The organism is Pseudomonas paraversuta (genome assembly GCF_904067025.1).
GTDB classification, from domain to species: Bacteria; Pseudomonadota; Gammaproteobacteria; order Pseudomonadales; family Pseudomonadaceae; genus Aquipseudomonas; species Aquipseudomonas paraversuta.
In genome coordinates this window covers 4,265,986-4,290,264 of record NZ_CAJFDA010000001.1, presented here as the reverse complement: position 1 = coordinate 4,290,264, position 24,279 = coordinate 4,265,986, and the positions used below count along the sequence as shown (strand labels likewise).

General features: G+C 58.6%; 18 protein-coding genes. 14 read left to right on the top strand and 4 right to left on the bottom strand.

All coding sequences use genetic code 11. The annotated features are described in order from the left end of the window. Nucleotides 1-6 precede the first annotated feature (6 nt). Nucleotides 7-633, bottom strand: a complete 627-nt coding sequence (locus tag JQ848_RS19510; RefSeq protein WP_202211041.1) for a LysE family translocator — start codon at nt 631-633, stop codon at nt 7-9. A 136-nt stretch (nt 634-769) separates the two neighbouring features. Here JQ848_RS19510 and JQ848_RS19505 point away from each other — a divergent pair, with 136 nt between their 5' ends. The 11 genes from JQ848_RS19505 (at nt 770) to garD (ending at nt 15,879) form a co-directional block, all read left to right on the top strand. Further along, nucleotides 770-1,252 carry an Lrp/AsnC family transcriptional regulator gene (locus tag JQ848_RS19505; protein WP_010657261.1) on the top strand — a complete coding sequence of 161 codons (483 nt, stop codon included), beginning with the start codon at nt 770-772 and terminating at the stop codon, nt 1,250-1,252. Nucleotides 1,253-3,078: 1,826 nt separating this feature from the next. Then, nucleotides 3,079-3,957, top strand: coding sequence for a helix-turn-helix domain-containing protein (locus JQ848_RS19500; RefSeq protein ID WP_127196838.1), 879 nt, complete (start codon nt 3,079-3,081; stop codon nt 3,955-3,957). Nucleotides 3,958-4,107: 150 nt separating this feature from the next. Beyond that, nucleotides 4,108-5,466 (top strand): glutamine synthetase family protein, encoded by a 1,359-nt coding sequence (locus JQ848_RS19495; RefSeq protein WP_010656940.1) that lies wholly within the window; start codon nt 4,108-4,110, stop codon nt 5,464-5,466. A 53-nt stretch (nt 5,467-5,519) separates the two neighbouring features. After that, entirely contained in the window at nt 5,520-6,608 is a 1,089-nt protein-coding gene (locus tag JQ848_RS19490; protein WP_003439441.1) for a polyamine ABC transporter substrate-binding protein, read from the top strand. Between the two features lie 51 nt (nt 6,609-6,659). Further along, the gene (locus JQ848_RS19485) at nt 6,660-7,958 is read left to right on the top strand and encodes an NAD(P)/FAD-dependent oxidoreductase (protein WP_202211040.1); all 1,299 of its coding nucleotides are present in this window, start codon (nt 6,660-6,662) and stop codon (nt 7,956-7,958) included. A gap of 77 nt (nt 7,959-8,035) precedes the next feature. After that, on the top strand, nt 8,036-9,778 hold the full coding sequence (locus JQ848_RS19480; protein WP_202211039.1) for an amidohydrolase: 1,743 nt from the start codon (nt 8,036-8,038) through the stop codon (nt 9,776-9,778). Nucleotides 9,779-9,872: 94 nt separating this feature from the next. Beyond that, nucleotides 9,873-10,649, top strand: coding sequence for a TorF family putative porin (locus JQ848_RS19475; protein WP_003439448.1), 777 nt, complete (start codon nt 9,873-9,875; stop codon nt 10,647-10,649). A gap of 112 nt (nt 10,650-10,761) precedes the next feature. Next, nucleotides 10,762-11,508, top strand: coding sequence for a FadR/GntR family transcriptional regulator (locus JQ848_RS19470; protein WP_003439449.1), 747 nt, complete (start codon nt 10,762-10,764; stop codon nt 11,506-11,508). A 374-nt stretch (nt 11,509-11,882) separates the two neighbouring features. Further along, the gene (gene kdgD / locus JQ848_RS19465; protein WP_003439451.1) at nt 11,883-12,794 is read left to right on the top strand and encodes a 5-dehydro-4-deoxyglucarate dehydratase; all 912 of its coding nucleotides are present in this window, start codon (nt 11,883-11,885) and stop codon (nt 12,792-12,794) included. Nucleotides 12,795-12,949: 155 nt separating this feature from the next. Beyond that, the gene (locus JQ848_RS19460) at nt 12,950-14,314 is read left to right on the top strand and encodes an MFS transporter (protein WP_003439453.1); all 1,365 of its coding nucleotides are present in this window, start codon (nt 12,950-12,952) and stop codon (nt 14,312-14,314) included. 11 nt (nt 14,315-14,325) lie between these two features. Continuing rightward, complete coding sequence (gene garD / locus JQ848_RS19455; RefSeq protein WP_010656944.1) at nt 14,326-15,879, top strand: galactarate dehydratase; 1,554 nt, start codon at nt 14,326-14,328, stop codon at nt 15,877-15,879. Nucleotides 15,880-16,058: 179 nt separating this feature from the next. Here garD and JQ848_RS19450 read toward each other — a convergent pair whose 3' ends face one another. Beyond that, the gene (locus tag JQ848_RS19450; protein ID WP_003439457.1) at nt 16,059-16,982 is read right to left on the bottom strand and encodes a LysR family transcriptional regulator; all 924 of its coding nucleotides are present in this window, start codon (nt 16,980-16,982) and stop codon (nt 16,059-16,061) included. 123 nt (nt 16,983-17,105) lie between these two features. Between JQ848_RS19450 and JQ848_RS19445 the strand changes: the two genes are divergently transcribed. The 3 genes from JQ848_RS19445 (at nt 17,106) to JQ848_RS19435 (ending at nt 21,221) form a co-directional block, all read left to right on the top strand. Further along, nucleotides 17,106-18,230: a M20 family metallopeptidase gene (locus JQ848_RS19445; RefSeq protein WP_202211038.1), complete on the top strand. Its 1,125-nt coding sequence runs from the start codon at nt 17,106-17,108 to the stop codon at nt 18,228-18,230. 28 nt (nt 18,231-18,258) lie between these two features. Beyond that, nucleotides 18,259-19,665, top strand: coding sequence for a YfcC family protein (locus JQ848_RS19440; RefSeq protein ID WP_010656946.1), 1,407 nt, complete (start codon nt 18,259-18,261; stop codon nt 19,663-19,665). 248 nt (nt 19,666-19,913) lie between these two features. Next, the gene (locus tag JQ848_RS19435; protein WP_003439465.1) at nt 19,914-21,221 is read left to right on the top strand and encodes an OprD family porin; all 1,308 of its coding nucleotides are present in this window, start codon (nt 19,914-19,916) and stop codon (nt 21,219-21,221) included. Between the two features lie 189 nt (nt 21,222-21,410). Here JQ848_RS19435 and JQ848_RS19430 read toward each other — a convergent pair whose 3' ends face one another. Both JQ848_RS19430 and JQ848_RS19425 read right to left on the bottom strand, forming a co-directional pair. Continuing rightward, a complete protein-coding gene (locus JQ848_RS19430; RefSeq protein WP_003439468.1) occupies nt 21,411-22,697 on the bottom strand; it encodes an NAD(P)/FAD-dependent oxidoreductase in 1,287 nt (428 codons plus the stop codon). Nucleotides 22,698-22,700: 3 nt separating this feature from the next. Then, nucleotides 22,701-24,278 (bottom strand): aldehyde dehydrogenase (NADP(+)), encoded by a 1,578-nt coding sequence (locus tag JQ848_RS19425; RefSeq protein WP_003439471.1) that lies wholly within the window; start codon nt 24,276-24,278, stop codon nt 22,701-22,703. Between the last annotated feature and the right edge of the window lies 1 nt (nt 24,279).

The window sequence follows — 24,279 nt, the reverse complement described above, 5'->3', positions numbered from 1 at the left end:
CCGGCGTCAGGCGGCCTGAACCAGCATGGCCGCTGCGGCGCCGAGCATGATGATCGCCGCCCCCCTGAACAGCCCCCGTTGGGCCCGGGGGCTGGCAAGCACATGGCGGATGCGCACCGCGCCCAGCACAAACAGGCCGCCGACCATAAATAAAACAGCAATGGTCAGCGGCACCAGCATGACGCCCCAGACTTGCAGGGACACCGACTCCAGGTTGATCACCAGCGGCAGTAGCGCCAGATAGAAGGCAATGGTTTTCGGGTTGCCCAGGGTGATGGTCAGGCCTGAGAGCCAGGCGCTGAACAGCTCTTGTCTGTTCAGCGGCTTGCCCACGTTGACGGGCTGGGGTTGCGCCCTCAAGAACTGCCAGGCCAGATAAGCCAGATACAGCGCAGCACATATTCGTACCAGTACAAACAAGGTATCGAAGTGTTGGGCGACCAGGCTCAGGCCAAATACTGCGAACGATAAATAAATCAAATCCCCCAGAATCAAGCCAAGCAGCAAACTGAAGCCGGGCAAGGCACCGCCGCTCACGCTGCGGGCCACCAGTGCCGCCATGCCGGGCCCGGGGATAGCCGCGGCAACAGCGAGGGCGGCGGTGTACGTGAGTACCTGAGAAAATTCCAGCATGATTCGAAGGCATCCTTGGGAGAGAGTTTGTGCAAATAAGCATATCTCCCGGACCCAGGATAAATTGGTCTATTCAAGTTGTCGGCTGCTGGATTTTGGGTCAGATTTACCCTGAACAAACCATGGGAAGGTATTTATGACCGAGCAGGCTTTAAGCGCAATCGACGCCAGAATTCTCGCGGCCTTGCAGCAGGATGGGCGCACGACCAACCAGACCCTGGCCGATGGCATCGGCATGTCGGCCTCGCCTTGCTGGCGCCGGGTGCGTCAGCTTGAAGAGCACAAAGTGATTCAGGGTTATCGCGCGGTACTGGACCGCCGCAAGATCGGGCTGGGGGTGCTGGTGTTTGTGCGGGTCACCATTGATCGCCACAGCGAAGTCGAAGCCCGCAAGTTCGAGCAGGAAGTCATGGCCCTCGAAGACGTGGTGGCTTGCTACAGCATTGGTGGCGACGCGGACTTTCTGTTGCAAGTGGTCTCGCGGGACCTGGACACCTTTGCCGACTTTGCCATGTCGGTGATCCGGCGCCTGACAGGGATCAAAGAGATGCAGAGCATGTTTGTACTCAAGGAAATCAAGCCGTTCGTGGCCTGGCCGGTCAAAGGCCCAAAAGCGTGACCGCAATGCCGGCGAGCCAATCGCTGGCAAGCCAGCTCCCACAAAAAGCTTTCAGCCCCACAAGCCCCCTGTGGGAGAAGGCATGCCCGCACAGCCAATCCCTGGCAAGCCAGCTCCTACAAAAAGCTTTCAGCTCCACAAGCCCTCTGTGGGATAAGGCATGCCCACACAGCCAATCGCTGGCAAGCCAGCTCCCACAAGAAGCTTTCAGTTTCACAAGTCCCTGTGGGAGAAGGCATGCCGCACAGCCAATCGCTGGCAAGCCAGCTCCCACAAGAAGCTCTCAGCCTCACAAGCCCCTGTGGGAGAAGGCATGCCCACACAGCCAATCGCTGGCAAGCCAGCTCCCACAAAAAGCTTTCAGCCCCACAAGCCCCCTGTGGGAGAAGGCATGCCCGCACAGCCAATCGCTGGCAAGCCAGCTCCTACAAAAAGCTTTCAGCTCCACAAGCCCTCTGTGGGATAAGGCATGCCCACACAGCCAATCGCTGGCAAGCCAGCTCCCACAAGAAGCTTTCAGCTTCACAAGTCCCCCTGTGGGATAAGGCATGCCCGCACAGCCAATCGCTGGCAAGCCAGCTCCCACAAGAAGCTCTCAGCCTCACAAGCCCCCTGTGGGAGAAGGCTTGCCCACACAGCCAATCCCTGGCAAGCCAGCTCCCACAAGAAGCTTTCAGTTTCACAAGTCACTGTGGGAGAAGGCTTGCTCACACAGCCAATCGCTGGCAAGCCAGCTCCCACAAAAAGCTTTCAGCTTCATAAGTCCCCTGTGGGAGAAGGCATGCCCACACAGCCAATCGCTGGCAAGCCAGCTCCCACAAAAAGCTCTCAGCTTCACAAGTCTCCCTGTGGGAGAAGGCATGCCCACACAGCCAATCGCTGGCAAGCCAGCTCCTACAAAAAGCTTTCAGCTTCACAAGCCCCCTGTGGGAGAAGGCATGCCCACACAGCCAATCGCTGGCAAGCCAGCTCCTACAAAAAGCTTTCAGCTTCACAAGCCCCCTGTGGGAGAAGGCATGCCCGCACAGCCAATCGCTGGCAAGCCAGCTCCTACAAAAAGCTTTCAGCTCCACAAGCCCTCTGTGGGATAAGGCATGCCCACACAGCCAATCGCTGGCAAGCCAGCTCCCACAAGAAGCTTTCAGTTTCACAAGTCCCTGTGGGAGAAGGCATGCCGCACAGCCAATCGCTGGCAAGCCAGCTCCTACAAAAAGCTTTCAGCCCCACAAGCCCCCTGTGGGAGAAGGCTTGCCCGCACAGCCAATCGCTGGCAAGCCAGCTCCCACAAGAAGCTCTCAGCCTCACAAGCCCCCTGTGGGAGAAGGCATGCCCGCACAGCCAATCGCTGGCAAGCCAGCTCCCACAAAAAGCTTTCAGCTTCACAAGTCTCCCTGTGGGAGAAGGCATGCCCACACAGCCAATCGCTGGCAAGCCAGCTCCTACAAAAAGCTTTCAGCTTCACAAGCCCCCTGTGGGAGAAGGCATGCCCACACAGCCAATCGCTGGCAAGCCAGCTCCCACAAGAAGCTTTCAGTTTCACAAGTCCCTGTGGGAGAAGGCTTGCTCACACAGCCAATCCCTGGCAAGCCAGCTCCCACAAGAAGCTTTCAGTTTCACAAGTCCCTCTGTGGGAGCTGGCTTGCCAGCGATGCAGGCGACGCGGTTTTACTCTTGGCCCCGCACAGGCAATCCCGGGCAAGCCAGACCCGCCCATGACCCTTTTGGGTGTTTCTTTACTGGTGGGCATTAGGCTAAGGTGCGCCAATAATAATTATTACTGGCAGTGTCCCGTTGGCTTGGACCCGGGCACAAGGAAGGGCAGCCGTATGCAGATTCAATCCCATGACACGGCGGATGTGGATCAGCAATTAGTCATCGCGGGCTGGCATGAGCATTACCAGCAAATGTCCGCGGGCTGTTTCCACGGTGCAGTGGTGCACATGCAGCTCAATGGCATTGAAGCCTATGAAGAACGCATGAACACGCGCATCGAGCAGCATTTTCAAGCGCCGGCAGACTCACTGGTCTTCAGTTTCGATACGCGTAACGGCTCCCTGTATCTGCTCAATGAAGACACGCAAAACACCTGGATCACCCCCGAGAACTATCAGGAAGTCGGAGTCGTGATCGGCCCCCGCTATTTAAGCCAGCTCGATAACCTGAGCCACATGGACGGCCTGTTCCTGACGCAGCTGGTGTCTCAGCAAAGCCAGGTTTTTGGCCGCTGGTTGAGCCGTACATTGCAGCAGCTGGCCACCCAGCACTCGCCCCTGATCGAGGAAAGCCTGGCGCAGCAACTGGTCGACGATTGCCTGTATATCCTCGACTGCCCCAGCCAGGCGCCGGACCGCACCAGCCAGAAACACCTTGCCCATGATCGGCGGCTGATACAGCGAGTATTTGATCTGGTCATGGCCAGCCCCCAGGAACACCTGGATGTATTGCACCTGGCCAAGGGGGTCGGCGTTTCCGTTCGCCAGTTGCAGCACAGCTTCACTTCTTTCGCCGGGGTTTCGCCGAGCCAGTGGCAGCGCTTGCGGCGGTTGAATTTCGCCCGCCGGGATTTGCTGCGCTGCACCCCTGGCGATACCCGGGTGGCGGAAATCGCCATGCGCTGGTCATTCTGGCACCTGGGGCGTTTCTCCCAGACCTACCGCAGCCTGTTTGGCGAACTGCCCAGCCAGACCTTGCTGCGCCCTCGCTGATGCCGCCTGAGTCCATCTAGCGCCCCAAAATGGGGCGTTAATAAAAGCGCAAATCGGATAGAAGCCCTCCTGCCCACGATTGCACTATCGCCTTGCAGCATGGAACCGGGTCGTCATGTGGCGCCCAGTCAAATTCCTGTAAGAGGCGTTATGAAAGGCAATCTGGATCGACTCAGCCATTGGCTAAAAGAAAACAAAATCACCGAAGTTGAGTGCCTCATCTCTGATTTAAGCGGCATCGCACGGGGCAAAATATCGCCGACCAACAAGTTCCTCAACGAGCAGGGCATGCGCCTGCCGGAGAGCGTTCTGTTGCAGACCGTTACCGGGGATTACGTCGAAGACGATATTTACTACGAGTTGCTGGATGCCGCAGATATCGACATGCATTGCCGTCCGGATCAGGACGCCGTGTTTATTGTGCCCTGGGCCTCCGAGCCCACCGCCCAGGTGATTCACGACACCTATGACAAGCAGGGCAACGCCATCGAGCTGTCGCCGCGCAACCTGCTGAAAAAAGTCCTGAGCCTCTATACCGCCCGTGGCTGGAAGCCGATCGTGGCGCCGGAAATGGAGTTCTACCTGACCCAGCGCAGCCCTGACCCGGACTATCCGTTGAAACCCCCGGTCGGCCGTTCGGGCCGCCAGGAGACCGGGCGCCAGTCATATTCAATCGAGGCTACCAACGAATTCGATCCGCTGTTTGAAGACATGTATGACTGGAGCGAAGCCCAGGGGCTGGATCTGGACACCCTGATTCACGAGGAAGGCACTGCTCAGATGGAAATCAACTTCCGTCACGGTGGCGCGCTGTCCCTGGCCGACCAGATCATTATTTTCAAAAGAACCATGCGTGAAGCGGCGCTCAAACATGACGTCAGCGCCACCTTCATGGCCAAGCCGATGACCGGTGAACCGGGCAGCGCCATGCATGTCCACCAGAGCGTGGTCGATCTGGAGACCGGAGTTTCGGTGTTCTCCAATCCCGATGGCAGCATGAGCGAGCTGTTCATGCATCACATTGGCGGCCTGCAAAAATACATCCCTGAAACCCTGCCGCTGTTCGCTCCCAACGTGAACTCGTTCCGCCGCTTCCTGCCCGATACCTCGGCCCCGGTGAACGTGGAATGGGGCGAAGAAAACCGTACCGTCGGCCTGCGCGTGCCGGACTCCGATCCGCAGAACCGCCGCGTGGAAAACCGCCTGGCCGGTGCCGATGCCAACCCCTATCTGGCCCTGGCCGCCAGTCTGCTCTGCGGTTATGCCGGTATGGTCGAGGGTATCGAACCGAGCGCGCCGGTGGTCGGCCGCGGCTATGAACGGCGCAACCTGCGCCTGCCGCTGACCCTGGAAGCTGCGCTGGAATGCATGGAGCAGTCGGACATGGCGAAAAAATATCTGGGTGAGCGTTTCACCAAGGGCTTTGTCGCGGTCAAGCGCGTCGAGCACGAGAACTACAAACAGGTCATCAGTTCCTGGGAACGCGAGTTCCTGCTGTTCAGCGTGTAGGCCGTACCTGCGGCCAAAGCATTGCAAAATGTACTCAGAGAAAGGACATGTGGATGAAACGTATCGCCCTGAAACTGACGCTCGCGGCACTTTGCGGCCTTGCTGGCCAGGCGTCGGCGCAAGACGTGGTCAATATCTATAACTGGACGGACTACATTGCCGAAGACACGTTGGTGAACTTTGAGCATCAGACCGGGATCAAGCCGGTTTATGACGTGTTTGACTCCAACGAAACCCTGGAAGGCAAGTTGCTGGCCGGGCGCACCGGCTACGACGTGGTCGTGCCGAGCAACCACTTCCTGGGGCGTCAGATCAAGGCCGGGGTGTTCCAGAAACTCGACAAGTCCCAGATTCCCAACTGGAAGAATCTTGACCCGGTGTTGCTGGCGCGCCTGGAAGCCAACGATCCGGGCAATGAGTACGCGGTGCCTTATCTGTGGGGCACCAATGGCATTGGCTACAACGTCGACAAGGTCAAGCAGGTGCTTGGCATCGACAAAATAGACTCCTGGAGCGTGCTGTTCGAGCCTGAAAACCTGAAGAAACTCAAAAGCTGCGGTGTTGCCTTTATGGACTCCGCCGACGAAGTGATGCCGTCGATGCTCAACTATCTGGGGCTCGACGCCCGCAGCCTGAAGCCTGAGGACTACAAGGTCGCCGAGAAAAAACTGCAGCCACTGCGGCCTTACATCAGCTACTTCCATTCCTCCAAATACGTGACCGACCTGGCCAACGGCGACATTTGTATCGCCTTCGGTTATTCCGGAGACGTGTACCAGGCCATCCATCGTGCGCAAGAGGCGGGCAACGGGGTGAACATTGCCTACGTGGTGCCCAAAGAGGGGGGCAACCTGTGGTTCGACATGCTGACCATCCCGGCCGATGCCAAGAACCCCAAGCAGGCCCACGCGTTTATCAATTACCTGCTGCAACCCGAGGTGATTGCCAAAATCAGCGAGTACGTGGGGTATGCCAATGCCAACACCCAGGCCACGGCCCTGATGAGTGATGAAATTACCCACAACCCGTCGATCTACCCGCCCGAGTCGGTGCAGGCCAAGCTCTATGTGTCATCGGAGCTGCCACCTGACCTTATGCGCTGGATGACGCGCTCGTGGAACAAGTTCAAGTCCGGTCGTTAATCCTGTGCCGGGCACCCAGGGGTGCCCGGTCACTGAGCAGGCAAATTCTTTATGACGTCCATGCTGTCTTTACCGCATACCTATTACAGCGCCACCCGCAATCAGCAGCTCACTTGCCCGGTACTTGAGGGGCAGGCCGAGGCGGACGTGTGCATCATCGGCGCGGGTTTTACCGGGTTGAATACCGCGATTGAACTGGCGGAGCGCGGCCATTCGGTGATCGTGCTCGAGGCGCATCAAATCGCCTGGGGTGCCAGTGGCCGTAACGGCGGGCAGTTGATTCGCGGGGTGGGTCACGATCTGGATGCGCACGAAAAAACCATCGGCCGTGAAGGCGTCAGAGTGCTGGAACATCTGGGCCTGGACGCAGTGGATCTGGTGCGTCAGCGCATCGAAAAACATGCCATCGACTGCGACTTGCGCTGGGGGTTCTGCGAGCTGGCCAATACCCCGCGCCATGTTGAAAACCTGATCGCCGAGCAAGAGTCGCTGCACAGGCTGGGCTACAGGCACAAGGTCGAGCTGATCGGGCGCGCTGACATGCACCGGGTGGTGGGTTCCGATCGCTACCTCGGCGGGCTGACTGATGAAGGCTCGGGGCACTTGCATCCGCTCAATCTGGCACTGGGCGAAGCCCGGGTAGCTCAGCAACTGGGCGTCAGGTTGTACCAGAACAGTGCCGCCACCCGTATCGAATATGGCCCGCAGATCCGGGTCCATACCGCCAGCGGCGTGGTCAGGGCCAAAACCCTGGTACTCGCCGGCAATGCCCATCTGGGCGAGCTGGAGCCGGCACTCAGTGGCAAGGTGCTGGCCGCCGCCAGCTATGTCATCGCCACCGAACCCTTGAGCGAGGAGCTGGCCAGTGCGCTGATTCCGGACAATCGCGCTTTGTGCGATCAGCGGGTAGGGCTTGATTACTATCGGTTGTCGGCTGACCGACGACTGTTGTTCGGGGGCGCGTGCCATTACTCGGGGCGCACCTTGCAGGACATCGCCGGTTACATGCGCCCGAAAATGCTGGAGGTCTTCCCGCAGCTGGCGGGCAAGCGCATCGACTTCCAGTGGAGCGGCATGATCGGCATCGGTGCCAACCGGCTGCCGCAGATCGGCCGGTTGCAGGCCCATCCCAACGTGTTTTATGCCCAGGCGTATGCCGGGCACGGGATCAACACCACGCATATGGCGGCGCGCCTGGTCGCGCAAGCGATCAGCCTTGAACAGAGCAATGGTTTCGAACTGTTCAGTCGCGTGCCACACATGACATTCCCGGGGGGCAAGCACCTGCGTTCACCGCTGCTGGCGCTGGGCATGTTGTGGTACCGGCTCAAGGAAATAGCAGGGCATTAATCACCCTTCGGGAGCTGGTTGCCAGCTCCCGAAGGGTGTGTCTGACAACAACAAGAAAATCCTCAAAGGACCTTCACATGAAGCGATTTACCCCCTGTGTGCTGGCCGCGCTGTTCGCGTTGCCGTCTTTGCCAGCTCTGGCCGCTGCCGACCTGGTGTTCATCAATGGCAAGGTATTCACCGGCGTGCCGGGTCAGCCCTTGGTCAGCGCCGTGGCGGTGGAAAACGGCAAAATCAGCAAGGTGGGCAGTGATGCCGAAATCCAGGCACTGGCCGACAGCGGCACCCAGCGTGTCGACCTGGCAGGCAAGGTGCTGATGCCCGGGATGATTGATACCCACAGTCATCCGGTGAGCGCCGGTCTGAACAGTCTGGGGGCGAATTTGCTCGACGAAGAAAAACCGCTGCCCGAACTTGAGCAATGGATCATCGAGCAGGACAAGTCGGGCACCGCGCGGTCGGGCGACGTGATCAATATTGCCGGGGTCAGTTCTGCTTATTGGGAGCAGGCGCGGGAGCTGGGGAAAATTTTCAATCAGGGCCGCTGGGCCGATCAGCCGCTGGTATTGAGCGGCATCGACGGGCACACCGGCTGGGCCAATAACGCGATGCTCAAGCGTGCGAAAATTGATGCCGCCCTGGTCAAAAGCCTGCCAGCCAACGAGCAGGGCTATGTGGGCCACGAAGCAGACTTCACTCCAACCGGTTTTTTTGCCGAGTCGCGCTGGGACCAGGTCCGGGGCCAGATTCCTCCGGCAAGTCCTGAGGTCATGCTCAAAGCTGCCCGCGAAGCGGTAAAGGTCAATAATCAATACGGGGTGACGGCCTGGATGGACGCGGCCTCCAACGCTGGCCCCGGTGACGCGCTGTTTGATTTCACGGCTACCGAGCAAACCCTGGGGGTGCTGCCGCTTTATCGCCAGCTTGCAGAAAATGGCGAGCTCACCGCCCACGTCGCGGCGCTGATGCTCACCAACTCCCAAAGCAAGCCTGCCGATCTTGAAGTGCTGGCCCGGGTCATGAAGCAGTTCGAAGGCGTGCCCAACCTCACATTCCCCGGGATCAAGGTGTTTGCCGACGGCATTCTGGAGTACCCGGGGCAAACCGCAGCGGTGATCGTGCCGTATAAAAACAGCAACAAAAATGGCGAGCTGTTGATCGACCCGGCGCACTTCGGTGAGCTGGTGGTCGCGGCAGAAAAGCGCGGCTGGATCGTGCACATGCACGCAGTCGGTGACCGCGCGGTACGTGAGTCACTCAACGGTTTTGAGTATGCGCGCAAGCTCAATCCGACCCCGGTGGCCCATAGCATCAGCCACCTGCAACTGGTCAATCCCAAAGAGTTTCCACGCTTTGCCCAGCTCGGTGTGATTGCCTCGATGCAACTGCTGTGGGCCATCGAGGAGAGCTACACCATTGACCTGGTCAAGCCTTATATCAGTGCCTTCGCTTATGGCTATCAGTACCCGGCCAAATCCCTGCAGGACGCGGGTGCGATGATTTCGGGTGCCAGTGACTGGCCGGTATCGAGCCCTAACCCGTGGAACGCCATCGGCCAGGCCGTTACTCGCGATGGCCCCATGGGCGTGCTCAATGCCAAAGAACGAGTCGATCGCCAGACCATGTTTTACGCCTACACCATCAACGCTGCCAAAACCCTGGGGCTGGCTGAACAGATCGGTTCCCTGGCACCGGGCAAGCAGGCTGACCTGATCATCCTCGATCGTGATGTGTTCAACGTCGGCGACCACGAGTTGTACGATACCAGAGTGCTGAAAACCTACTTCGCCGGTAAGCCGGTAAACGCCCCCGAAGCCTGATTGAAAAACCCTGCCTCTGGCGCCACGACCCCGTGGCGTCCGGCGCAGCCGTGGGTGAGTTTCCATGCAGCTCTATAAAAACAAGAGAAACCCTATGAACGCAGCCTCAGTCTTCATGCTTGCCGGTCTCGCCCTGTCGCCATTGCTCAGCGCCCAGGCGGTGGAACTCAATGACCAGTTTTCCCTGCTGATCACCCCCACGCTGGTCAGTGATTACCGGGCCAACGGGCTTTCACAAACCAAGGGCGATCCTGCCGCGCAACTGGCCGTCACACTCAGCCACGCCAGTGGTTTGTACGCCGGTATCTGGACCTCCAATGTCAATTTCGGCTATGGCTCAAAAGCGCGCCAGGAAATCGAGTACTACGCCGGCTATGCCTGGCAAATCAGCGACAACATCAGCCTGGATACTTTCTACACCCGTTATGAATATCCCCGTGAAAGCGGCTACAACCAGAGCGACGTGCAGACCGTGCTGGATGTGTACGGTGTATTACTGGGGGGCAAATATGTCACCAACATGCAGGGTCCGGAATACGAGGACGAAAACGGCGAATTTCATGAAGGTAAAAAAGACGAGGACTTGTCGACGTTTTTTGTCGGCTACCGCACGCTGTTGCCTGCAGAGTTCGGTTTAGAGCTGCGTTATGAATATGTGGACTACAAGGACAAGGTTTTTTTCAGCGACAGCGGCAAGGGGCGGGCGGACTACACCGATTGGGAAATCAAGCTTACTCGCGACTTTGTCGGCGTCAGCTGGGGCTTGAGTTACATCGACACCAGCCTGTCGAAAGCCGAGTGCCAGAGCTACACCGGTTATGACGATGTGTGTGGTGCGACCCTGCTGGCCAGCGCCAGCAAAACCTTCTAAACCGGGGTTGCAAGGGTGTCGGCAAGCTCAGCATGTGATCGTACAACCCGCTTGAGCTATCATGCGTGGATGTTTTGCCCCGATGCCCTTGAATCCGAGAAAGATTTTCACCATGGAAAACCCAAACGACGTCCCCCGCCTTCCGCGCAAACGCCGCAGCCTCGCGCAGGAGTTGGTGACGGTGCTGTCCGAACAGATTCGTGACGGCTTGCTCAAACGAGGTGACAAACTACCCACCGAGTCCGCGATCATGGAAGCGCACGGGGTCAGCCGCACGGTGGTACGTGAGGCGATTTCTCGTTTGCAGGCAGCAGGCCAGGTCGAGACCCGGCATGGCATCGGCACTTTTGTGCTGGACACACCGAGCCCGAGCGGTTTTCGCATCGACCCGGCCACCGTGGTCACTTTGCGTGATGTGTTGGCGATTCTGGAACTGCGTATCAGCCTCGAAGTCGAGTCTGCCGGGCTGGCCGCCCAGCGGCGCAGCGACGAGCAACTGGCCGCGATGCGGGCGGCACTGGATGCGTTGAACGAAAATACCGCCCGTGACGGTGATGCGGTGGCTTCGGATTTCCAGTTTCATCTACAGATTGCGTTGTCGACGGGCAACCGCTACTTCACCGATATCATGACCCACCTGGGTACCAGCATCATTCCCCGTACCCGGCTCAACTCTGCGCACCTGGCCCATGATGACCAGCAGCAGTACATGCATCGCCTGAGCCGGGAGCACGAAGAAATCTACACCGCCATTGCCCGCCAGGACTCGGACGCCGCCCGGGCCGCCATGCGCCTGCACCTGACCAACAGTCGCGAACGACTGCGCCATGCCCACGAAGAAGCCGAAGCAAGGGGTTGATCGAACCCCCGCGAACCCCTAGTCGCTGACGAGGCACGGGGCTGCGATCGGCTGCGAAGCAGTCGTAGCCTGGAAGCAGGGCTTCCCTCGAAAAGCTCGCAGCCTGGTGCCTAGTCAGCACTACGGTTGCGGTTGTGGCGTCTTCTCGTACAACTTGCATCCGTCCTTGAATTAATTTTCATCCATCCGCCAACCTTCAGAAACCCTTGTGCCACGGCCCTTTGCTCTGGTTTGTGGCTCGGCAACGGAACCCCTGTGCAGGCAATTTGAAGAATTTGGATTGACGATTATATTTATAGTTGTACGATGACGTACGACACGGCGAAAGCGCTGCCGTTTTTATCATTACTACAAGCTCCCAGGGTGTTCGAATAATGAATCCACAAGAACTGAAGTCCATCCTCTCTTCCGGTCTGCTGTCTTTCCCGATTACCGATTTCAATGCCCAGGGTGATTTCCACCGTGAGGGCTACATCAAGCGTCTGGAATGGCTGGCCCCGTATGGTGCTTCTGCTTTGTTCGCCGCAGGCGGCACCGGTGAGTTCTTCTCCCTGGCGGCCAGCGAATATTCGCAAGTGATCAAAACCGCAGTCGATACCTGTGCCAACAGCGTGCCGATTCTCGCCGGTGTCGGCGGCTCGACCCGTCAGGCCATCGAATACGCACAAGAAGCCGAGCGTCTGGGGGCCAAAGGTTTGCTGCTGCTGCCGCACTACCTGACTGAAGCCAGCCAGGACGGGGTTGCCGCCCACGTTGAAGCCGTGTGCAAGTCGGTCAAGATCGGGGTGATCGTTTATAACCGTAACGTCTGCCGCCTGACCGCGCCGCTGCTGGAGCGTCTGGCCGAGCGCTGCCCGAACCTGATCGGTTACAAAGATGGCCTGGGTGATATCGAGTTGATGGTTTCGATCCGCCGCCGTCTGGGCGATCGCTTCAGCTACCTCGGTGGCCTGCCAACCGCAGAAGTCTATGCCGCCGCCTACAAGGCGCTGGGCGTGCCGGTTTACTCCTCGGCAGTGTTCAACTTCATTCCCAAGACCGCGATGGATTTCTACCACGCCATCGCCCGTGAAGATCACACCACCGTGGGCAAGATCATTGATGACTTCTTCTTGCCGTACCTGGATATCCGTAACCGCAAGGCCGGTTACGCAGTGAGCATCGTCAAGGCCGGCGCCACCATTTCCGGTTACACCGCAGGTCCGGTGCGTACGCCACTGACCGATTTGCTGCCGGAAGAATACGAAGCACTGGCCGCCTTGATCGACAAGCAAGGTCCGCAGTAACCCATAATCAAGGCCGCTGAGAAATCAGCGGCCTTTTGCGTTGTAGACACACCGATCCACCCTGTAGGAGCGAGCTGTCCGGGTTTAAAAGCCCGCGCCTGCAGGATGAAAAATAGTTACCCGCGCATAAAAATAATCAGTGGGAGTACATCTACATGCCAGCGACCAAGCCGACGCATGTCCGTTATTTGATTCTGCTCATGCTGTTTGTGGTGACCACGATCAATTATGCCGACCGCGCCACCATCGCTATCGCAGGTTCAAGCCTGCAAAAAGACCTCGGTATCGACGCCGTTACCCTGGGTTTCATTTTTTCTGCCTTTGGCTGGGCCTACGTGGCCGGACAAATCCCTGGCGGCTGGCTGCTCGACCGTTTCGGCTCGAAAAAAGTCTATGCCCTGAGCATCTTCACCTGGTCACTGTTCACCGTGCTGCAAGGCTATGTCGGGGAATTCGGCATCTCCACCGCCGTGGTGGCGCTGTTTATGCTGCGTTTTCTGGTGGGCCTGGCGGAAGCGCCTTCCTTTCCCGGTAATGCCCGTATTGTCGCCGCGTGGTTTCCCACCGCCGAACGCGGCACCGCGTCTGCGATCTTCAATTCGGCGCAGTACTTCGCCACGGTGATTTTTGCTCCGCTGATGGGCTGGATCGTTTACACCTTCGGCTGGCAGCACGTGTTTATCGTGATGGGCGGCATCGGCATTGTGTTCTCGCTGATCTGGCTCAAAGTTATCCACAGCCCGCGCCAGCATCCAATGATCAACGAGGCCGAGTTCAGGCATATCGCCGACAACGGCGGGCTGGTGGACATGGATCAGGACAAGGGCACAGGTAAAAAAGTCGACGGTCCGAAGTGGGATTACATCCGCCAGTTGCTGACCAACCGCATGATGCTCGGCGTGTACCTGGGCCAGTACTGCATCAACGGCATTACCTATTTCTTCCTGACCTGGTTCCCGGTGTATCTGGTCCAGGAGCGCGGCATGACCATTCTCAAAGCCGGCTTCATTGCCTCGCTTCCGGCGATCTGCGGCTTTATCGGGGGTGTGCTGGGCGGTGTGATTTCCGATTACCTGCTGCGCAAAGGCCACTCCCTGACCTTCGCCCGCAAGGCCCCGATCATTGGCGGCCTGTTGCTGTCCACCAGCATCGTGGCCTGCAACTATGTCGATATTGAATGGATGGTGGTGGGCTTCATGGCCCTGGCCTTCTTCGGCAAAGGCGTTGGCGCTCTGGGTTGGGCGGTGGTGTCTGACACCTCGCCGAAACAAATCGCCGGTCTGAGTGGCGGTCTGTTCAACATGTTCGGCAACATTGCCTCGATCACCACGCCGATCGTCATCGGCTACATCATCAGCACCACTGGCTCGTTCAAGTGGGCACTGGTGTTTGTCGGCTGCAATGCGCTGGTGGCGGTGTTCAGCTATCTGGTTATCGTTGGCCCGATCAAACGGGTGGTGCTCAAAGAGCCACCGGTAAGCGGGCCACAACTGACCAAACTTGTTTCAGCACATCCTTGAAGGGCGGCGCCATGACTTTGATTGAACACTCCGACTCGCCGCGCACTATCCGTCTGCATGCACTGGACAACGTCGCGGTGGTGGTCAACGACCAGGGCGTACCGGCCGGGACCGAGCTTGCCGATGGCCTGGTGACCCTGGATTTTGTGCCGCAGAGCCACAAGGTCACGCTGGTGGACATTGCCCGGGGCGGCGCAGTCATTCGATACGGCCAGACCATCGGCTACGCCTTGCAGGCCATCGCCCGCGGCAGCTGGGTCAATGAAGACCAACTGCGCATGCCCACTGCGCCACCCCTGGACAGCCTGCCGCTGGCCACCGAGGTGCCGGTGGCCCAGGCGCCTCTTGAAGGCTTCACCTTCGAGGGGTATCGCAATGCCGACGGCACCGTCGGCACGCGTAACATTCTGGGGATTACCACCACTGTGCAGTGCGTGACCGGGGTGTTGAACCACGCGGTCAAGCGTATCCGTGATGAACTGTTGCCCCGATACCCCCATGTCGATGATGTGGTCGCGTTAACCCACAGCTACGGCTGCGGCGTGGCCATCAGCGCCACCGATGCCTACATCCCGATCCGCACGGTGCGTAATCTGGCACGCAACCCCAACCTGGGCGGCGAAGCGCTGGTCATCAGCCTGGGCTGTGAAAAACTTCAGGCCGGCCAGGTGATGCACGACAACGACAGTTCGGTGGACCTCAGCGAACCGTGGTTGTACCGCTTGCAGGATTCCAGCCACGGCTTCGGCGAAATGGTCGAACAGATCATGGCGCTGGCAGAGACCCGTCTGAAGAAACTCGATCTGCGCCGCCGTGAAACCGTACCCGCGTCCGAGCTGATTCTGGGCATGCAGTGCGGCGGCAGCGATGCGTTTTCCGGGATCACCGCCAACCCGGCGCTGGGCTATGCCTCGGACTTGCTGCTCAGGGCCGGAGCGACGGTGATGTTTTCTGAAGTCACTGAAGTGCGCGATGCCATCTACCTGCTGACCTCCCGTGCCGAAAGCCGCAGCGTCGCCCAGGAACTGGTGCGGGAAATGGACTGGTACGACCGCTATCTGGCCAAAGGCGAAGCTGATCGCAGCGCCAATACCACACCGGGCAACAAGAAAGGCGGGCTGTCGAACATCGTCGAAAAATCCCTGGGTTCCATCGTCAAGTCCGGCAGCAGCGCGATCAATGCTGTGCTCGGCCCTGGTGAGCGTTTCACGGGCAAAGGGCTGATTTTCTGTGCAACGCCGGCCAGCGATTTTGTCTGCGGCACCTTGCAACTGGCCGCGGGGATGAACCTGCACGTGTTCACCACGGGGCGCGGCACCCCTTATGGTCTGGCCATGGCACCGGTGGTCAAGGTCTCGACCCGTACCGAGCTGGCGCAGCGCTGGCCGGACCTGATCGATATCGACGCCGGGCGCATTGCCACCGGCCGCGCGACCATAGAAGAGCTGGGCTGGGAGCTGTTCCACTACTACCTGGATGTGGCCAGCGGCAAAAAACACACCTGGGCCGAACAGCACAAATTGCACAACGACATTACCTTGTTCAACCCGGCGCCCATTACCTGAGGTTCCCTGTTCAATCCAGGCGCATGTCTCAAGAGTTAAGTCCATTGGGCAGCCCGCCGAAGGCCGGCATCGGCCGGTTCGCGGTCAGCAGTGACAGTTTGCTGATCCCTGCATGCACATCTAGGGGCAGTGCGCCGCAGATGTGCTGAATCAATAAATTGTCCTGCGCTGCCCGGGCTTTACAGGGTTTCTTCGGTCTGGGTCCTTTCCAGGTAATTCACCAGCAGCCACCATAAATGCTCTGACGCCGGGTGTAGTCGTCGATCGGAGCTGCGCAGAATATGACACTGCGAGGCCCTTGCTATGGGGTGATCCAGGGGGATGGCCAGCAGTTTTGAATCTTTGCCCTGTTGCCCCAGAGACTGAGCGGTCATGAACGCTACGCCAAGACCTGCCTGGCACAGGGTGATCGCCACAGACTGTTGGTTGCAGCGATAGGCGGGGGTGAATACCTGATTTTCAGACTCGAATATTTTATTGATATAGCGCTGTACGCCATAGGCGTTAGACAGGCCAATCAACCTGTGGTTGGCCAGTTCACTGACAGCAATGACAGTGAATTCTTTTAAGGGATGATCTTCAGGAACAATTGCGCAAATAGGGCCTCTGGTGAAACTGCGACGCTGCAGCGATACGTTGTCGATGGGGCCGAATGACAGCGCCATATCGACCTCTCCGCGTACCAGCATCATCAGTGTGGCGCTCATATCCCCGGAACTGATGTCCACAAAAACGTCGGGATAGACTTTGGAAAATTCACGCAATTCGTTGGCGACAAAGTCGGCAACCATCCCCGGCCCGATTCTCAGGGAGACGGTTCCGCCGCGCATATATCGCAGGTCATTCAATTGTTTGCTCAGGACTTCCCGACGTTTTTGCGTTTCACTGAAATGATCAGACAGGAGTTTGCCTGCTTCAGTCAGCACTACATTGCGTCCGCGACGTTCAAGCAAGGGTAAATGCAGGCTGCGCTCGAGGAGGGCGATCTGTCGGCTGATGACGGAGGGGTTTACGTCAAGTACGTCGGCTGCTTTGCGAATGCCACCTTGAAACCCGACTTCGTGCAGGTAGCCAAGGCGCTTTTCCTGGAAACTGTTCTCCATCTCTTAGCCTTCTGGTCGTCAACTGTTGCTCTGTGGGCAACAATCTAGTGTTCACCCTCGTATTTTTCAACCCACAAGAGCATTCCATACTCGGGGCCTACTCCTCCAGGACAGGCCCAAAATATGAGCGCCGTACAAGAATACCTTCGCCTGCACTCCGATGTTCTGCTCGCCGATTTAAAGCGACTGGTACTTGCCGAGTCCCCCTCTACAGACAAGCGGGCTGTTGATGCCTGTGGTGAAGTGCTGCAAGACATCATGGCGCAGCGCATCGGCGCTACCGTGGAGGTTGTCGCGCGCGAGGAGTACGGAAATCATCTGATGTTCACGGTGGGTAAAGGGCCAAAGCGCACGGCTGTGCTCGGGCATTTTGATACCGTTTGGGACATCGGCCGTCTTTCACTGCGGGTCGAAGAAGGCAAACTTTACGGCCCGGGCATTCTGGATATGAAGGGTGGGCTCATTCAGGCCATTTGGGCTACCAAGGCCCTGATTGACCTTGGCTTGCTGGGGGATCGACAAATCCGCTTTTTATGTTCCAGTGATGAAGAAATCGGTAGCCCGAGTTCTCGTGAGTGGATTGAAAGTGAAGCGCGTCTGTGCGAACAAGTGCTGGTGGTTGAGCCGGCCACCTCGCATAGCAATGAACTGAAGGTCGAGCGCAAAGGCACAGGCCGTTTCGATATCAAGATCAAAGGTCGGGCAGCTCACGCAGGTAACAACCCCGAAGACGGAATCAGCGCAGTACATGAAATGGCTGAGCAGATTCTTTTCCTCCATGGACTGAATGCGCCTGAATTGGGCACAACCATTAATGTCGGGATTGCCAACGGCGGGCAGCGTACCAATGTGATCGCCGACAGTGCAGAGTTGAGTGTTGACCTGCGTGTCAGCAGTTTGGCAGAGGCCCGGCGGATTGAATCCATCGTCAAAGACATGAAACCATGCCTGGCTGGCGCGCAGATCGCTGTCAGCGGTGGTCTGGTGCGTCCTCCCCTTGAATACACCCCGTTAAACCAGAAACTTTTTGCCGTAGCCCAAGAGGCTGCAGAGGCACTGGGCATTCAAATCAAAGGTGCCTCGGTGGGAGGAGGAAGTGACGGCAACTTCACCTCTGCCATCGGTATCCCGACCCTGGACGGACTTGGGGCTACGGGGGTAGGGCCGCACTCTACCCATGAACACATCATTATCTCGGATTTACCAGTACGGGCCGCACTTCTGGCTGAACTGATCCAGAGACTTTAAACCGGCTGAGAAACCTGAGGTAAAAGCTATGATAAATATAAAATCGGCTTCTGAGGGCGTAAGTACGGCCTCTAAATCTTCAAAGCAAGAAATCAAAAGTCCCTATGTTTTTCTTTTTATTATCTTGCTGATTGCGGCGGCCGCTACATGGATTATTCCCGCGGGTGTGTTTGATCGTGAAATGCGCGATGGCATCTCATTTGTCGTGAATGGCAGTCTTCATGCCGTTCCGCAAAATGGCGTGCATCCGCTAGGGGTTTTTACGGCGATTGCTTCCGGGTTGCAGAGTTCTGCACCTATCATCTTTCTGATCCTCTTTACCGGCGGCGCTTTAGCGGTACTGGAAAGTACCGGAGCCATTCACCAGGCACTCAATGGCATTGCACGCAGTACAAAGCTTAATGATTACGTGGTCGTGGCAATCTTTGGTCTGATCTTTGGAGTGCTTGGAACCACGGGCGTTGTGGTCAATGCGGTTGTTGCTTTCGTTCCGATTGGTTTGCTGGTTGCCAGGTCTCTGGGGTTGAACCCTTTCTTCGGGGTCTCGCTGGTGTATTTGACGTGCGCGTCCGGTTTCAATGTGGCGCTCACTAACCCGGTGACTACCGGGCTTACTCAGAGACTGGCCCAACTGCCATTATTTTCCGGCTTCGGGTTGCGCGGCATTACCTCAGCACTGTTCATATTGGCCTGTATCGCTTTTTTGATGATTTACATGCGCAAATGCCGCAAAAATGGTGAAAAACGTCCTGAACTGACTGATTCCATCGCGGCAGACGAAAAGGCAACAACCCGCCACTGGCTGATTCTGGCGTTCGCTTCCGGCACTCTGGTGACCTTCATTTATGGCGCCATGACCATGAAGTGGGGAGAGCTCGAGATGACCGCCATGTTTGTGTTCATGGCGATAGTCGCAGGCATGATTGGCAAACTGTCGGCGTCTGAAATTGCCAACAGTTTTCTGGGTGGTTGTTCCCGGATTGTCTCCGGGGCACTGATTGTCGGCATGGCCCGGGCAATATCAATCGTTCTGGATAACGGTCATATCCTTGATCCGATTGTCGGGCATCTGGCTGACTTGCTGGCGCCGCTGCATCCCGCCATGGCCGCCATCGGTATGTACGTGAGTGCAGCGCTGATGCACTTTGCTATTTCTTCCGGTTCCGGTGAATCGGCATTGCTGATACCCATCTATGTGCCTATCGGCGACATGATCGGGCTGACACGGCAAGTAGTGGTGCATGCCGTATTGTTTGGCGAAGGTATCGTTAACTGTATTAACCCGACCTCCGGTGTCTTGATGGGCGTTCTTGCCGTGGCCGGTATTCCTTTCGGCAAGTGGGTGAAGTTTGTAGCGCCGCTGATTGCCGTATGGATGGTGATTTGTGTGGTTGTACTGATTGTTGGCGTAGAAATGAAGTGGGGCCCGTTTTGAAGTTCTCATCCCGCCCTGGCTGTAGTGATCAAGTCATTAAACCCTGATGTAGCAGGCGCGAACTTGTCTTGGGATGTTTGTTAGCGATAACCCGTGATTACAGTTTAAACACGGCGCTCTCTAAGTCATCGCGAGACAAGCTCGTGCCTGCAGTTGCGATAGCAATGGTTCAAGTAAACAGCCTTGGGGCAGCGGGCGGGTTTGCCTGTGGATTGAGCAAATTAAAATAATAAATCGGAGCGCTGTAAGTGACCGTAAACAATATAGCTGCAACTTTTCTTCTGGGCGGTATTGCCCTGAGTACTCAGGCACAGGCTGATTTTCTGCGTGACGGTAAAGCCACGCTGGGGTTGAAGAACTTCTACTTCAACAATGACAGTCGTGAGGGCGCCGCGAAGCCTTCAAAAACCGAAGAGTGGGCGCAGGGCTTTATGCTGGATTACAAGTCGGGCTATACCGACGGCGTTTTCGGCTTTGGGGTCGATGCCTTGGGGTTGCTGGGTGTGACCCTGGATGGCGGCAAGGGGCGGTCTGTGGGTAGCACCATGATTCCAGTCGGCAGTGATGACAGGCCCGTCAGTCAGTGGGGGCGCTTGGGGCTGACGGGGAAAGTCAAAGTTTCCAGGACCGAACTTCGCTACGGAACACTTCTGCCCAGACTTCCGGTGCTGGTTGCCAACGATGGACGGCTGCTTCCCCAAACCTTCGAGGGGGGCCAGGTAGTCTCACGGGAGTTGGCTAATGTGACCTTCAATGGCGGGCGGATTGAGCATGCAACTGGCCGTGGATCAACGGACCGGACTGGTCTGGCCGCTGTGGGGGGGCAGCGCGAAAGCAACCAGTTCAATTTTGCCGGGGCTGACTGGAGAGTTTCCAGGGACCTGCTCGCACAGTATTACTACGGTCACCTTGAAGACTATTACAGCCAGCAGTTTTTTGGATTGGTTCACACCCTTGAGTTTTCGAATGACCAGTCTTTAAAAACCGACCTGCGTTATTTTCGAACTGAATCTTCGGGTAAAAACAGTTCGGGAGCTGCGGGCTACCGCATCAGTGGTTACACCAAGGAGGGCGATGGCGAGATCGACAACCGTACCTGGAGTGCTGCATTTATTTACAGCATTGGCAGCCATGGGGTCACCGCCGGCTATCAAAGTGTTTCCGACGGCAGTAATTTCACTCAGCTCAATCAGGGCGGGCTGGAAGGCAAAGGTGCTGGCGGCGCGAGCTTGTACCTGTACACCGACCGCCTGACCCAAAGTTTTACCCGGGCCGGGGAGCGCACAGCATTTGGCCAATATGCCTATGACTTTACTGCCCTCGGCGTGCCGGGCCTGAAAGCCTCGGTGATGTACCTGCGGGGGGACAATATCAAGACTGTCAGCGGCGACAGGCTGAAGGAATGGGAGCGGGATTTCAGCCTGGATTACGTCGTGCAATCCGGCGCGCTTAAAGGTGTGGGGCTGGGTTGGCGCAATGGTAAGTCCCATAGCCAGGCTGCCCGCAATCAAGATCAGAATCGGGTGTTTCTGAGCTACAGCATTGCGCTTTTCTAAGGCCGCTGGGTACTAGTCCTCAAGTGCGCTGAACAGGCGCATCGAGCCTTTTCTCCCAAGGCCGGCGGGCTGCCAGGTGATACCTGGCAGCCCGTTTTTTTGCCTGAAGCTTCTATTGTGAATCGTTGCTCCCGCAGGGGCATGGCCTGCCGGCGTCGGGCCCGCAGCCAGCCATTTCCCGCGATTGCCTCAGAAGCGATCCAGCCGGTACGGTTCGAGCCCCGGCAACGGATGAGACGGGGTCGCGGTCGCCGGTGCAACCATCCGCGCAATCAGCTCGGCAGTGACTGCGGCCTGTGTCAGGCCCAGGTGCTGGTGGCCGAAGGCAAGCAGTACCTTGCCGTTGCATACCCGGTCGATGATCGGCAGAGAGTCCGGCAAGGACGGGCGGAAACCCATCCAGGGCGTGGCACCCTCGGCGCTCAAGTCCTGGCGGAACAGACCTTTGCTCAACCGGTGCAACTGCCAGGCGCGCTCCATGGTCGGGGGGCGCTCAAGGCCGGCGAACTCGACAGTGCCGGCCAACCGTAGCCCATCGGTCATGGGGGTCATGATGAACTTGCGTTCCAGCGAGGTGACCGCGAAAGGCAGCCGCTCGTGTTCATGGGGCAGCATCAGGTGATAGCCGCGCTCGGTATCCAGGGGGACCTTCTTGCCCGTCAGCTTTGCGGTGAGCCTGGCTGAGTGGGCGCCACAGGCGATCAGTACCTGGCGGGCAGTCAAACTGCCCTGGTCGGTGTGCAGCGAGACGCCGTTCTGATGCAGGTGTCCGTCCTGCACCCGTTGCTTGATGAAGCGCACACCGCAGGCCTTGGCGGCCTCGACCAGTTCACAGACCACCTGGTAGGGGTCCAGAAAATGCCCTGTGCTGGGGAAGAACAACCCGCCCTGGATCTGCTCGCTCAATTGCGGGGCGACGTCGCGGATGGCCTGGGCCTGCCACATATCGACCGGTACTGCTTGTTGACGCATGCGTGCCTGTAGCGCTTCGATCGCCTGGCGCGACTCGGCGCGTTCGAACACCAGCAACGAGCCGTCTTCCTTCATCAGGTTCGGCCGTTCGATCGACTCCAGCAGCCGGTGCCAGGCACCCAGGCTGCTTTCGTTGAGCGCACGTATGCCGGCCACGGTGCGCTGGTAAGGCGCCGGTCGCAGGTTCAACAACAAGCGCGTGAACCAGGGCATGGCACGGGGCAGGTATTTCCAGTCCAGGCGCAGCGGGCCCATGGGGTCCATGAGCATGGCGGGCAAGCGCTTGAGGATCGACACATCGGCGATGGGAAACACCTGCTCGGTCGCCAGATGCCCGGCGTTGCCGAATGAGGCGCCGTGGCCGGGGTCCTGCTGGTCGATAACCACTACGCGCTGGCCCTGGCGTGCCAGTTGCAGGGCACAGGCAACGCCGATGATCCCGGCGCCGACCACGGCAATGTCAACGCTGTCGTCAGGGTTGCTGGAATTGAAGGGGTTCGACATTTCCTAGGCTTCTCTCTGGCCGTCGAACAGGCGGCGCAGCAGCAGCGGGTTGCTGTGCTTGAGCGCGGCTGGCAACAAGGTATCGGGGAAGTCCTGGTAGCAGACCGGCCGCAGGAAACGCAGGATGGCGGCGGTGCCGACCGAGGTTGTGCGCGTGTCGGAGGTGGCCGGGAAAGGACCGCCATGGACCATGGCATCGCACACTTCAACACCGGTTGGCCAGCCGTTGACCAGCAGGCGACCGGCCTTGCGCTCCAGGATCGGCAGCAGCGCCCTGGCGCTTTCCAGGTCGGCGTCATCCAGGTGCAGGGTGATGGTTAGCTGGCCTTCCAGATGCTCGGTGACCTGGCGGATTTCGTCGTCATTGGCACATTGCACGATCAGCGACGCGGCACCGAACACTTCGCCTTGCAGGGACGGGTCGGCGAGGAAATCTTCTGCCCGGGTGACGAACAGTCGGGCCTGGCACTGGTTAGGAGTTTCGCCCTGCAGGCCGGCAGCCGCTGCCCGGGCGTGGGGGTTTTCGGCCAGAGCGCCGACACCGGCTTGATAGGCGCTGAAGATGCCGGGGGTGAGCATGGTCTGCGCAGGGCTGCGCTGCACGAAGTCCGCTGCCACGCGGATGAAACTGTCCAGGGCCGGGCCTTGACGGGCAATTACCAGGCCCGGGTTGGTGCAAAACTGGCCGGCGCCCTGGGTCAGGGAAGCGACAAAGCCTTGTGCCAGCGCTTCGCCACGATTGTGCAGGGCCGCCGGGAAAAGCAGTACCGGGTTGATCGAGCTCATTTCCGCATACACCGGGATCGGCTCCGGGCGTGCCTGGGCCGCCTTGCACAAGGCCATGCCGCCACTGCGCGAGCCGGTGAAGCCGACGGCCTTGATCCGCCAGTCGCTGACCAGGGCGATCCCCACTTCGCGACCCGAGCCGAACAACAGCGAGAACACGCCTTCAGGCAGAGCGCATTTTTCCACGGCGCGGCCAATTGCGCGGCCTACCAGTTCGCTGGTGCCCGGGTGCGCGCTGTGGGCCTTGACGACGACCGGGCAACCGGCAGCCAGGGCCGAGGCGGTATCGCCGCCGGCAACGGAGAAGGCCAGGGGGAAATTGCTGGCGCCGAACACGGCCACCGGACCCAGCGGCACCTGACGCTGGCGCAGGTCAGAGCGGGGCAGAGGTTGACGTTCCGGTAGTGCCGGGTCGACCCGTACATCCAGCCATTCGCCGGCACGTACAGTGCGGGCAAAGGTGCGCAGCTGGTGGCAGGTGCGGCCACGTTCACCCTGGATACGCGGGCGTGGCAGGCCGCTCTCGGCCGTGGCGCGGTCGATCAGTTCATCGCCAAGGGCTTCGATTTCATCGGCAATGGTTTCGAGGAATTCGGCGCGTGCCGCCAGTGATGTCTCGCGATAGCGGTCCAGGGCTGCCCATGCCAGGGCGCAGGCCTGTTCTACATGCTCAGCGGTACCGCCGGGATAGGCCGGTTCGAGCGGTTGGTCGGTGGCGGGATTGATCGCCCGGATCGCTTCGCGGCTGCCGGTAATGGCGTGGGTGCCGATCAGCATTTGGCCTGTCAGAGTCATG